This is a genomic window from Rhizobium sp. CFBP 8752 (assembly GCF_014842035.1).
Lineage (GTDB): Bacteria > Pseudomonadota > Alphaproteobacteria > Rhizobiales > Rhizobiaceae > Neorhizobium > Neorhizobium soli.
Map to the genome: position 1 here is coordinate 207,140 of NZ_JACYUZ010000003.1, position 12,089 is coordinate 219,228.

At 62.3% G+C, this 12,089-nt stretch carries 7 protein-coding genes; 2 read left to right on the top strand and 5 right to left on the bottom strand.

What is annotated here, in order from left to right; all coding sequences use genetic code 11:
* Positions 1–18: 18 nt before the first annotated feature.
* Positions 19–2,889 (bottom strand): [protein-PII] uridylyltransferase, encoded by a 2,871-nt coding sequence (locus tag IFT59_RS16965; RefSeq protein ID WP_192087605.1) that lies wholly within the window; start codon positions 2,887–2,889, stop codon positions 19–21.
* A 175-nt stretch (positions 2,890–3,064) separates the two neighbouring features.
* Complete coding sequence (locus IFT59_RS23375) at positions 3,065–4,129, bottom strand: helix-turn-helix domain-containing protein (RefSeq protein WP_192087606.1); 1,065 nt, start codon at positions 4,127–4,129, stop codon at positions 3,065–3,067.
* Positions 4,130–4,255: 126 nt separating this feature from the next.
* Between IFT59_RS23375 and IFT59_RS16975 the strand changes: the two genes are divergently transcribed.
* Positions 4,256–5,308, top strand: coding sequence for an alpha/beta hydrolase family protein (locus tag IFT59_RS16975; RefSeq protein WP_192087607.1), 1,053 nt, complete (start codon positions 4,256–4,258; stop codon positions 5,306–5,308).
* Positions 5,309–5,312: 4 nt separating this feature from the next.
* Here the strand turns inward: IFT59_RS16975 and IFT59_RS16980 are convergent, their stop codons facing one another.
* The 3 genes from IFT59_RS16980 to mutS all read right to left on the bottom strand — a co-directional run bounded on the left by IFT59_RS16980 (position 5,313) and on the right by mutS (position 9,511).
* Entirely contained in the window at positions 5,313–6,257 is a 945-nt protein-coding gene (locus IFT59_RS16980; RefSeq protein ID WP_192087608.1) for an MYG1 family protein, read from the bottom strand.
* Positions 6,258–6,349: 92 nt separating this feature from the next.
* Complete coding sequence (greA, locus tag IFT59_RS16985; RefSeq protein ID WP_092663754.1) at positions 6,350–6,832, bottom strand: transcription elongation factor GreA; 483 nt, start codon at positions 6,830–6,832, stop codon at positions 6,350–6,352.
* A gap of 30 nt (positions 6,833–6,862) precedes the next feature.
* The gene (gene mutS, locus IFT59_RS16990) at positions 6,863–9,511 is read right to left on the bottom strand and encodes a DNA mismatch repair protein MutS (protein ID WP_192087762.1); all 2,649 of its coding nucleotides are present in this window, start codon (positions 9,509–9,511) and stop codon (positions 6,863–6,865) included.
* Positions 9,512–9,724: 213 nt separating this feature from the next.
* On the opposite strand from mutS, the gene IFT59_RS16995 reads away from it, so the two are divergent.
* A complete protein-coding gene (locus IFT59_RS16995; protein ID WP_192087609.1) occupies positions 9,725–12,022 on the top strand; it encodes an NADP-dependent malic enzyme in 2,298 nt (765 codons plus the stop codon).
* Positions 12,023–12,089: the final 67 nt, after the last annotated feature.

Here is a 12,089-nt window from a genome sequence, read left to right on the forward strand (position 1 = left end):
TAGCACCGGTGTCGTGTTTCAGACACCGACTTTCGACTTCCGCGGCAAGACATTTGCTCCGTCGGCGGCAGCCGGCTGGGGCGCGACGATACCATCCGGCATGGCTTCCTGAAGCTCGTCTTCCTGTTCCGCCATGACCGCCTTCAGCCGGGTGATGATATTGCCCTGGCGGTTCTCATTGGTCACCTTGTGGCCGACGAGATCGGTGACGTAGAACGTATCGATCACCTTTTCACCAAACGTGGTGATCCGCGCCGACTGGATATCCAGCGAGAGATCGGCAAGGGCCGCGGTGATTTCCGCAAGCAGACCGGTCCGGTCGAGGCATTCAACCTCGACGACGGTGAACTTGTTGGAAAGCCCGTTGGAGATGATCGCGGACGGCGGGATATCGAAGGCCTTGTTCTTGTTCTTCTTGGCTTTCGCGCGGATGGCGATGACTTCCGGCAGTCGCTTCTTGCCGGCGAGCACGTCTTCGATCATCCGTCCGATCGTGCCGCCACGGCGCATCTCGTCGTCATCGACCGCAAATTCCCGGTTGATGTGGATCGTATCGAGCGCACGGCCATCGGAGGTGGTGAAGATCTGCGCATCGGCGATGTTGGCACCGGCGGCCGCGCAGGCGCCTGCGATGATCGATAGAAGACGCGGATGGTCGGGGGCGAGAACGGTGATTTCGGTGATCGCCCGAAAACTGTCGGTGCGCACCATGGTGGCGAGCGGCTTGCCGGCTTTGTCGGTTTCGCGGATGAAGCTTGCGTGGCGCACCTGGTCCTCGACGGGCACGGAGAGGAGATACGGCTGGTAATGGAGCTTCACCAGCGCCTCGCGGTCCTGCTGACTCCAGTCGGACAGGGCGTTGGCGAGATCTTCCTCCGCCACCTTTGCCCGTTCCTTGCCGGATGCTTCGGAAAAGCCGCCGGAGAGACGCAGTTCCGTTTCATAGTAGAGGGTGCGCAGAAGCTGGCCCTTCCAGCCGTTCCAGACACCCGGGCCGACGGCGCGGATATCGCAGATGGTCAGCACCAGCAGCAGCTTCAAGCGATCCAGCGACCGGACTTTTTCGGCAAAGTCGGCGATGGTCTTGCGATCATGCAGATCGCGGGTCTGCGCCGTCATCGACATGATCAGGTGTTGTTCCACCAGCCATACGACGAGTTCTGTCTGCTTGGCGTTGAGACCGAGACGCGGGCAGAGTTTGCGCGCGATTCGGGCGCCGGCGATCGAATGATCCTCCTGGCGGCCCTTGGCGATGTCGTGGATCAGAACTGCGACGTAGAGCGCCGCGCGCTCCTCGATCGTCGGCATCAGCTTGTTGGCGAGCGGATGCATGTCCGCCGCTCGGCCGTGATCGATCTCCGACAGCGCATCGACCGAGCGGATCAGATGCTCGTCGACCGTATAGTGGTGATACATGTTGAACTGCATCATCGCCACGACCTTGCCGAATTCAGGAATGAAGCGGCCGAGCACGCCGGCCTCGTTCATCCGCCGCAGCATAAGTCCGGGATCGCGCCTGGAGGTGAGGATGGAGAGGAAGAGACGGTTTGCCTCGTCGTCTTCGCGCAGGGCGCTGTCGATAAGCGAAAGTGAACGGGTGATGCTTTTCAGCGCGTCGGGATGCAGTTCCAGCCCGGTCAGGTCCGCCACGTGGAAAAAGCGGATCAGGCTGACCGGATCGCGCTTGAAGACGCCTGGATCGGCCAGCGTGATACGACCGCGGTCTTCCACGAATTCGACGGAGCCGGCGATCTTGTGCAGCCGCTTGGTGAAGCGTGAGATGACCCGCTGGGTGAGACCGGGTGCGGCCTTCGCCTGCTGGTCCTCCAGCGCTGCGCAGAGAATGCGGGTGAGATCGCCGACGTTCTTCGCGACCAAGAAATAATGCTTCATGAAGCGTTCGACGGAGGAGAGACCAGGCCGCGCGTTGTAACCGAGGCTTGCCGCGATATCCCGCTGAATGTCGAACGACAGACGTTCCTCTGCCTTGCCCGTCAGAAAATGCATCTGGCAGCGCACCGCCCAGAGAAAGTCGTCGGCCTTTTCGAAGGACCTTGCCTCCTCGCGCGAGAGGACGCCGAGCTTGACGAGTTCGGTCGTTTCGCGGACGCGGTAGTAATATTTGGCAATCCAGAACAGCGTGTGAAGGTCGCGCAGGCCGCCCTTGCCCTCCTTGACGTTGGGCTCGACCAGATAACGTGTGTCGCCCGCCTTCTTGTGGCGCTGGTCGCGCTCGGCAAGTTTGGCGGCGACGAATTCCGGACCTGTGCCGGCAACGACTTCCAGATCGAAGCGCGACATCAGCTGACTGACCAGCGCGCCGCTGCCGCAGATCGGGCGGCATTCGAGAATGGCGGTGCGGATCGTCATGTCGGTTTTCGACAGGCGAATGCATTCCTCCACCGTGCGGGTGGCATGGCCGACCTTGAAGCCCATGTCCCACAGGAGATAGAGCAGGAATTCCACCGCCTTGCGCATGGCATCGGAATTCTTTTCGGGCAGCAGGAAAAGAAGATCGATATCGGACCCTGGCGCGAGCGTGCCGCGGCCGTAACCGCCGGTGGCGGCAACGGCGATCTCGCGGCCTTCCGGATAGAGGCTCTCGGTGATGGTTTCGTTCAAGACGCAGATCAGCTGGTCCTGGATCCACGAGATGCGGCGGGCGCAGCGAAGGCCGCTGCCATCCTGGCCCAGCAGTTCGCGTGCCTTTTCGCGACCGTCGACACTGGCCTGCCGAAGGATCGGCAGGAGAGCTGCCCGCGATTCCAGCAGCGGCCGGTCCTTGGTGCCGAGCGCCTCACGGCATTTCGTCTGCAGGCCGGCGACGTCCATCAGTTCGGAAAAATCGATGTCGTGGCGATGATCTTGTCTTGTTGCTTGCTTGGCCATGTCTTCCTGCCGGTGCCCGCCCTCTCCATTCCCGATGGAGACGACGACGGATTTCGGGCACCTCCCCTAAAGCGTTCCCAGGTCCCTGCGGCCCTGCCCCATACGCTTTAGCTCATTTTTGTTGCGCAGCCGTTACCGCACAGTGCTCCGCATGTGAGCGGCGTGCTTACCACGGTTACGGCTTGACGGCGCCAAGTTGTTTGTTCGCGACCGGAACGTCAAGCCCGATATTGCCGGGGTCTGCGATAGACTTCGATCCGCTGCGCCACTGACGCGGGCTCATGCCGGTGATGCGGCGAAACTCGCGGTTGAAGTTCGACTTGGTGGAAAACCCGATATCGAACATGATGACCGTCGCCGGCCGGCGGGTTTCGCGAAGCAGCAGACATGCTTCCGCGATCCGGCGTCTGTTGACGAACTGCGAGATGTTGAGGCCGGTTGCGCGATTGATGGCAACCGACAGATCCCGCGCAGGGACGCCGGCCTTGCGGGCCAGTTTCGCAAGACTGAGGTTTTCGTCGCGGTAGAGACCGTCCCGATCCAAAGCCTCTGTCGCGCGCTGGACGAGACGCTCATCCTGTGGATTGGCTTCCGGTGCCTTCCCGTTCGGCAGCGGGCTTTCTGCAGCTTCCGGTGCAAAATAGTAGATGCCGGTTACCACGAGAACGACGATGTTGATCGCCGTCAGGACAAGCGGAATGTCGTCCCTCCCGTTGAACGTCGTGTAGACCGAGAGGGCAGCATCGCTGACTGCGAAGAACAGCATCAGCGCGGCCGTCATTCTTGCGGCCCGCAGGGCGGGACGCATTCGCTGAAGGCTGGCTTCGACCATGAGATCGGAACCTTCCGAACGGATCAGCCGCCAGAGGGCGACGCCGTAAAAGAGAAAGATCACCAGCAGGAGCGGATCGACCAGGATCGGTACAAAAAGGACGGAAGCGCCGACGCAAAGCGGTGCGGCGAGGTGGCGCCAGGGCGCAGATCGGCCGCCGCCGGAAAGCGACTGGAAGGCGAGAAACGCAAGCGGCGGCATGACGGAGGCCGTGACCGGCTGAACCGGTGCGAGCGCCGTTATGCCGTAGCCGAAATGAAGGCCGACGACCAAGCCCTGGGCCGCATAGAGAACGACAAATGCAATGAAGTAGCGACGGCTTCCCGGCACGTCGACGCCTTTGAGGCTGTGATAGAGCGCAAGGGCAAAGACGATACCGACCAGAAACGGCAAAGGGATAGAGAGCACTGCAGTGACCCCGGCGGTAAATGGCCTGAAACATGTTTGAGGTCCGACCATATCACGATCGAGGTCGAAAGGCAGGCAGATACAGGCGCAAGGGTGGTGCCGTTCACAACCCCGATGGAGATTTCCATGGCCCTGCCCCTATCCCGCCTTCGCCTTGCAACCCTTGCCCTGATCGGTTTCGGGTATTCCGCAACCGCCTTACCGGCCTTCGCCTTCGAGGCGGGAACCCAGTGGATCCAGATCAATCCGTCGCATCGAACCCAACCCGAGAGAGTGCTGATCACCTATCCGGCAAAGGCCGACGGCGATCCCTATACGCTGGGCGCCGATGCTCTGTGGGTCGGCGTGCCTGTTCGCCGCAATGCCACGCCTGTGCAGGAGAAGTTTCCGCTGGTCATTCTGAGCCATGGCTCGGGCGGCAATGCAGCGGGGCTGGGCTGGCTTTCGACAGAACTCGCGCGCAACGGCTTCATCGTTGCGGCACCCAATCATATCCATTCGACATCAGGCGATTCCATTCCAGTGGAAAGCTTCAAGATCTGGGAGCGGGCACAGGATGTTTCAGCCCTGATCGATACACTGACGACGAGCGCCACCTGGAGCGCGCTTGTCGACAAGGAGCGGATCGGCGGCATCGGCTTTTCGCTCGGGGGCACCACGATGATGCTGACCGCCGGCGCCCGCGCGTCGCTTCAGACCTTTGTCACCCATTGCGCGGAGGCAGGCGGCAAGGATGCGGGCTGCAACTGGTTTCAGAAGGGCGGGGTGGATTTTTCCCAAGTCGATCGGGAGGCATTCGAAGGTGGTTATGGCGACAAGCGCGTTTCAGCGGTGATTGCGGTCGATCCGGGTTTTGCCATGGCTTACCAGAACGAAAGTCTTGCCGGCATCGATAGACCAATGCTTTTCATCAACCTCGGCGAAGGCGACGGCATCATGTCCGGCACCAACGCCCAGTCGCTGGCGGTCGATATTCCGGAGGCCAACTACGCGCTAGTTCCCGGCGCAAACCATTTCTCGTTCCTCAGCATCTGCAATGCGAACGGAGCCGAATTGCTGAAGCAGTATGAGGATGATCCGGTTTGCGATGAGGTGAGCGACATCCCACGCGAAAAGCTGCATCAGCAGATCTTCTTCAATATTGCCGTCTTTCTTCGCAGAACGCTGCTGGAACGCTGAGCGCTCAGCCAGCCGCAGGGAGGAGGCCTTTAGACAGGGCCTCCTTCACCGCGAGTTCCGCCATGGCGAGCGTTGCTTCGCGGGTTCTGGCGGCGGCGATAAAGCGGCCGTTGTGGCAGAACGTGGCGCCTTCGACGCCGGATGCGGCTTCCAGATCTGCATTGGTGAGGCCGGCCCATGCGGCGGGGAGATCGGCGCGCAGTTCGAAACCGTCATCGGCGCGGCGGATGCCGGTGACGCACCAGTCCTTGTCGCGCGGGTGGACGACGAAGAGAAGCTGATCGGCGCCGGCCTTCAGGATGGCGGGGCGGAACGGCATGCCGATCGGCAATTCGAGAATGCGCCCCTCGCCGGCCTTGGCAATGGCGTCCAGAACCAGCGTCTCTGCCCGCAGCTTTGCGGCGCGCTGGGAAATGCCGGCTTCGACAAAGGCGCGGGCGATGACGAGCGCTGCATGGAAGGCGCGATCATCGGCGCCTTCGTCCTTTTCGTCGAAGGCGGGCTTCAGGGTTTCGAGAAGCGACGGCAGTGTCAGGCCGGCCATCGGACCTGCGACCGAGGGGCTGAGCGCGCCATTGTCCATGAGGTCGATCGGCAGCACGAACTTGGTGTCGAAGGCTGCGTGCACCGCCTCGACATGGGCTTCCGGTACGCCGAAGGCGAGCAGGTAATCGCGGCCGTAGTGCTTCCAGATCAGGCCGAAGGAACTGAACGGCGCGCCGTCATCGCGCAAGGGCGCACCGCGCTGGTGATGATCGAAAATCTGCGCCTGCGCGTCGAAGGAGCCGCCGACGTCGTAGATGATGCGGTCGCCACCCGGCGTGATCCATTCGGGAGCCCGGCTGCGGACGATGCGTGCATCGGGGAACAGCCGCGTCAGGATGACACTGGACAGGAGTTCGTCGGCATGGAAGCCACCGGAATGGGTGACGAGATAATCTGGAGTCATGCCGCGATCAGCCTTTTCTTTCAATGGAAAGAATCAGATAGCCGGAGCGGAGGGCCTTCTCAAGCGCTGAGGTGTGGTTTCGGGAGAATGCGTCAGGAAATTGCAGTAATTTCGAGTTCATGACCGTTTACGGTCACGACATCGCCGACCGACTTGCCCAGAAGCGCACTTGCAACGGGAGAAACGTAGGAGATCGAACCTTCCTTCGGATCGGCCTCATCCTCGCCGACGATGCGATAAGCCTGCTCGCGGCCGTCGTCACGGCTGAAGCGCACCGTGTTGCCGAAGGCGACGACTTCAGTCGAAACCGGTGCAGGCACTAGCTGAGCGCTGTGCAGCCTCTCGGCGAAGTAGCGGAGGTCGCGCGCGGGACCTGCGGCCTGGCGGCGGCGCTCGTTGACGTCCTCAACCGTGTTGGCCGCGTCAAAAGCCTCCTTTGCGGTACGAAGCTGCGCCTCTAGCGCCTTCAGGCCGGCCTCGGTGACGAGGTTGGGATGCGACGAGACAGGCCTGTCCGGCAGCTGGGTTTCCGCTGCGGTTTCGGCACTTTCTTCCTTCACGAAGGCGACGCTCACGTGCGTGTTCCTTTCAACTGAGATGCGGCCTTACTTGGCCGCAAGTTGCTTCTTCAACGCATATAGGGCGTCGAGCGCATCGCGCGGGCTCATTTCGTCCGGATTGATGGCTTTCAGCGTTTCCTCGACCTTTGACGGACCGCGCTTCATCTCATCTTTTCTCACCGCCACCTGGAATAGCGGCAGATCGTCGATGAGCTGGCTTGCGGGGTTCTTGCGATCGCTGTCCTCAAGCTTGGTCAGCACATCTCGGGCACGGGCGACAACGCTGTCGGGCAGGCCGGCAAGCCGTGCGACCTGGATACCGTAGGAGCGATCGGCAGCACCGGGTCCGACTTCATGCAGGAAGATGACCTCGCCATCCCATTCCTTGACCTTCATCGTGGCATTGGAAAGGCGGTTGAGCTTTTCCGAGAGCACGGTGAGTTCGTGGAAATGGGTGGCGAACAGCCCACGGCAGCGGTTGCCTTCGTGCAGGTGCTCGACTGCGGCCCAGGCAATCGACAGGCCGTCGAAGGTTGCCGTGCCGCGGCCGATCTCATCCAGGATGACCAGCGAACGGTCGGTTGCCTGGTTGAGGATCGCTGCCGTTTCGACCATTTCGACCATGAAGGTCGAGCGGCCGCGTGCGAGATCGTCGGAAGCTCCGACGCGGGAAAACAGGCGATCGACGATGCCTATATGGGCGGACGCGGCGGGAACGAAGGAGCCCATCTGGGCGAGGATGGCAATCAGTGCGTTCTGGCGCAGAAACGTGGATTTGCCGCCCATGTTCGGGCCGGTCAAAAGCCAGAGGGCACCGAACTCGTCGGTACCGGCGGGCGAAAGATCGCATTCGTTGGCGATGAACGGGCCTGACGACTGACGGCGCAGGGCCTGCTCGACCACCGGATGGCGGCCGCCTTCGATCGCGAACATGCGCGACGCATCGACCACCGGGCGGCGGTAGTCCCACTCCTCGGCAAGCATCGCAAGACCAGCTGCAACATCCACGATGGCAAGCGCGCGGGCGCCGGCCTTGATCGCTTCGGCTTCGGCGGTCACGGACTCGACCATGAGACGGAAGGCCTCGAGCTCGATCGTCAGCGCCCGGTCGGCGGCGTTGGCGATGCGGCTTTCGAGATCGGCCAGTTCGGTCGTGGTGAAGCGCATCGCATTCGCCATGGTCTGGCGGTGGATGAAGCGCGCCTTGCCTTCCGGCGTATCGGTCATCGGGCCGGCATTGCCGGCGGTCACTTCGATGAAATAGCCGAGCACGTTGTTGTGCTTGATCTTGAGCGACTTGATACCGGTCTCTTCGGCATATTGCAGCTGCAGCCCGGCAATGACCTTGCGCGACTGATCCCGAAGCGCGCGGACTTCGTCCAGTTCGGCACGTGCACCATCCGCGAGGAAACCGCCATCGCGCTTGAGAAGAGGAAGCTCTTGCGCAAGCGTGGTGCCAAGCAGGGTTTCGAGTTCCCCCGGCAGCATCTTCAGATCATCGAGCGCCTCCGACAGTTCCTGCGGCAGCATGGCGCCATCGAGGAAGCTTGCAACGCCACGCGCGGCTTCGAGACCGGCAAGGATCGCGCCGAGATCCCGCGGGCCGCCGCGATCGAGCGCCAGACGCGACAGAGCGCGGGGCATATCCGACACGTGTTTCAGCGAGGAACGCAGATCCGAACACAGGCCGGGTTCGTCACGGAGGAAGGAAACGGAATCGAGCCGCCTGTTGATGCGGTCTGGATCCGTCAGGGGCGACATCAGCCGTTCGGCCAGAAGCCTTGCGCCGCCGCCGGTGACGGTTCGGTCGATCGCCTTCAGGAGCGTGCCTTCGCGCTCCCCCGAGAGCGTCTTCGTCAGTTCGAGATTGCCGCGGGTGGCGGGATCGATGAACAGGGTGGAAGCGCCGCTTTCGCGCTCCGGTCGGCCGAGCGGCGGGCGCTCGGCCATCTGGGTCTTTTCCACATAGGCGATGGCAGCTGCCGCCGCTGCCATTTCGGCGCGGGAAAACGTGCCGAAGCCATCCAGCGTGCCGACCCCGAAATAGCGCGCGATGCGGCCTTCCGACGTGGCACTGTCGAACAGGACTGAAGGCTGCGGCACGGCGACGCGGCCAAGCACGTCGAAGACCGGCTTCAGTTCCGCATCGTGGAACATCGTATCCGGCATGATCAGTTCGCGCGGCTCGATCCGCAGGATATCGGCCAGCAGGCGCGAGGGCTCGGTTTCCGCCAACCGGAAGACGCCGGTGGAGATATCGATCCAGGCAAGCGCCATCAGCGGTTCGGCAGCACCCTTGATGCGGGCAAGCGTCATCAGATAGTTGGATTCCGACGCGACGAGCAGCTTTTCCTCGGTGATTGTGCCGGGCGTGACGAGCCGCACGACATCGCGTTTGACGACCGACTTGGAGCCGCGTTTCTTCGCTTCCGCCGGGTCTTCCACCTGTTCGCAAACGGCAACGCGGAAGCCGAGCATGATCAGCCGCTGCAGATAGTCATCCGCTGCATGCACGGGTACGCCGCACATCGGAATGTCCTGCCCCATATGCTGGCCTCGCCTGGTCAGCGTGATGCCGAGCGCGCGCGAGGCATCGATCGCATCCTCGAAGAACAGCTCGTAAAAATCGCCCATCCGATAGAACAGCAGCGATCCGGGATTGTTCGCCTTGATCTCGATGAACTGTTCCATCATCGGCGTTGCCGACGCGCGGCTTTCCTCCGAAGCCAGCTGGTCGGTCGTCAGGGCATCGAGCGTAGGTCTTTGAAAATGGGTCACGGCACCAATGTTTGTTGCGCAGATTTATTGTTGCGTCTGGAAAGAGGCGACACTATCGGTGATGACCCTTGAATTACAACATCCCCCGCGACCTCGAGGGGCGCTGCCCACAAAAAGCTGGAGAGGCCAATGCCCGCAAACGACAAGACGCCGGAAAAGAACACGCGCAACAGAGCGTCGGTGACCGAGCAGGAAGCGCTTGATTTCCACTCGCAGGGCCGTCCCGGCAAGCTCGAGATCACCCCGACAAAGCCGATGGCGACGCAGCGCGACCTCTCGCTGGCCTATTCGCCTGGAGTCGCCGTGCCGGTTCTGGCGATCGCCGCCGACCCTTCCAAGGCCTATGACTACACGACGCGCGGCAACATGGTGGCCGTGATTTCCAACGGCACGGCAATCCTTGGTCTCGGCAATCTCGGTGCACTGGCATCAAAGCCTGTCATGGAAGGCAAGTCCGTCCTGTTCAAGCGGTTTGCCGATGTGGACAGTATCGATCTCGAGGTCGATACGGAAAACGTAGACGAATTCATCAACTGCGTGCGCTACCTCGGCCCATCCTTCGGCGGCATCAACCTTGAGGATATCAAGGCGCCGGAATGCTTCATCATCGAGAGCCGTCTGCGCGAGCTGATGGACATCCCGGTTTTCCATGACGACCAGCATGGCACGGCGATCATCGCCGCCGCCGGTCTCATCAACGCGCTGGAACTGACCGGCCGCGACCTCAAGACCACGAAGCTGGTGTGCAATGGCGCCGGTGCTGCCGCAATCGCCTGTATCGAGCTGATCAAGGCGATGGGGTTCAACCCTGCCAACATCATCCTCTGCGACACCAAGGGCGTGATCTACCAGGGTCGCACAGAGGGCATGAACCAGTGGAAGAGCGCGCATGCCGTCAAGTCCGACAGCCGCACGCTGGAAGAGGCGATGAAGGGTGCCGACGTGGTGTTCGGTCTTTCCCAGAAGGGTGCGTTCACCGAAGCGATGATCCGCTCGATGGCCGACAAGCCGATCATTTTCGCGATGGCCAATCCAGATCCGGAAATCACGCCGGAAGAAGTGGCGCGCATCCGCGACGACGCGATCATGGCAACCGGCCGCTCGGACTATCCGAACCAGGTCAACAACGTGCTGGGCTTTCCCTACATCTTCCGCGGGGCGCTCGATGTGCGGGCCCGGCAGATCAACGATGCGATGAAGATTGCCGCAGCGCAGGCGCTGGCCGATCTTGCCCGCGAGGACGTGCCTGATGACGTGGCTGCCGCCTACCAGGGCAACCGGCCGCGGTTCGGGCCGCAATACATCATTCCCGTGCCGTTCGATCCGCGGCTGATCTCGGCCATTCCCGTCGCTGTCGCCAGAGCCGCAATGGAAAGCGGAGCAGCGCGTCGCGACATCACCGACCTTGACGCCTATGGTCGCGAGCTTTCCGCCCGCCGCGACCCGATCGCTGCAACGACGCAAGGGATCTACGACCGGGTTCGCCGCTTCCCCAAGCGCGTGGTGTTTGCCGAAGCCGAAGAAGAGCAGGTCATGCGGGCCGCGATCTCGTTCTGCAGCCAGGGTCTCGGCACTGCGATCCTGCTCGGCCGCGACGATGTGATCCGCGAGACGGCCGAAAAGGCCGGTATCGACCTCGAACGTCCCGGCATCGAGATCATCAATGCGCGCATTTCCAATCGCGTCGATACCTATATCGACTTCCTCTACGCCCGCCTGCAGCGCCAGGGACTGCTTCTGCGTGACGTGCAGCGGCTGATCCACCACGACCGCAACCATTTTGCCGCGACCATGGTGGCCGTGGGCGATGCGGATGCAATGGTAACCGGCACGACGCGCAACTATGCGACCGCTCTTTCCGACGTGCGCCGCTGCATCGACGACAAGCCCGGACACAGGGTGATCGGCGTGTCGATCGTGGTGGCCCGCGGCCGGACGATCTTCGTGGCCGATACCGCCGTGCACGACATGCCGACTGCCGAGCAGATCGCCGACATCGCCGTGGAAGCCGCGCGCGTCGCCAAGCGCATGGGTTACGAGCCCCGCGTGGCGCTGCTTGCCTATTCCACCTTCGGCCAGCCGATCGGCGAACGGTCGGAGCGGGTCCGCGAGGCGGTGAAGATCCTCGACGGACGCCGGGTGGATTTCGAGTATGAGGGCGAGATGGGGGCCGACGTGGCGCTCAATGCCAGCCGCATGGAGCAGTATCCGTTCTGCCGCCTCTCCGGCACGGCCAACGTGCTTGTCATGCCGGCCATTCATTCGGCCTCGATCGCCACCCGCATGCTGCAGGAAATCGGCGCCTCGACGCTGATCGGACCGCTTCTGGTCGGCTTGGACAAATCGGTGCAGATCACCCAGATGGGCGCCAAGGACTCCGAAATCGTCAACATGGCGGCGATTGCGGCCTATAACGCGGGGTCCTGAGAGACCCCGCGCCGACGCTTTTGTTGAAAGCTTCAGCCGATCGGATTAGGGTGTTTCATCTGGTCCG

What these genes read in the sequence shown, in the direction of transcription:
- IFT59_RS16965 (WP_192087605.1), bottom strand. Translation starts at nt 2,889, where the DNA reads ATGGCCAAGCAAGCAACAAGACAAGATCATCGCCACGACATCGATTTT.
- IFT59_RS16975 (WP_192087607.1), top strand. Translation starts at nt 4,256, where the DNA reads ATGGCCCTGCCCCTATCCCGCCTTCGCCTTGCAACCCTTGCCCTGATC.
- mutS (WP_192087762.1), bottom strand. Translation starts at nt 9,511, where the DNA reads ATGATGGAACAGTTCATCGAGATCAAGGCGAACAATCCCGGATCGCTG.
- IFT59_RS16995 (WP_192087609.1), top strand. Translation starts at nt 9,725, where the DNA reads ATGCCCGCAAACGACAAGACGCCGGAAAAGAACACGCGCAACAGAGCG.
- IFT59_RS16980 (WP_192087608.1), bottom strand. Translation starts at nt 6,257, where the DNA reads ATGACTCCAGATTATCTCGTCACCCATTCCGGTGGCTTCCATGCCGAC.